Below are 389 nucleotides of genomic sequence, written 5' to 3'. Positions count from 1 at the left end.
TTGGTGGGCTGCACCGGGCATCCGCCCGGCGGCTGGCAGGACCAGGAGCCGCCGCGATTGGCGAAGACGACCGATCCGTAGCGGTAGTTCGACACCTTCTTGCCGGCGTAGTCCGCAATGCTCAGCACCATGTTGTCGCTGGCGAAGTTGTCGGCGTCTTCCACCGCGATCGGGTCCACGATCCGTGAGTCCTGCAGGGTGCGCACCACGCTGCCGCTGTTGCCGTCGGACCCGAACCTCACCCACTGGATCTTGCGATCGCCGCGCGCAGCCACCAGCACCTGCTGGTTCAGCGGCTCGATGGTCCTGTCGTCCGGGTCGATCTTGGACATGGCGAGCGAAGTCGGGTTCTTGCCGATGGCCACGCGGCCCTTCTCGACGACGTCCGT

1 pseudogene is annotated in these 389 nt (G+C 66.3%); it reads right to left on the bottom strand.

Going from position 1 to position 389, the window contains the following annotated elements:
• A pseudogene (locus APY03_RS42970) lies at positions 1-389 on the bottom strand (hypothetical protein); the annotation flags it as partial.

Source organism: Variovorax sp. WDL1 (genome assembly GCF_001541225.1).
Lineage (GTDB): Bacteria > Pseudomonadota > Gammaproteobacteria > Burkholderiales > Burkholderiaceae_C > Variovorax.
This window is presented reverse-complemented; position numbering and strand designations above follow the sequence as displayed.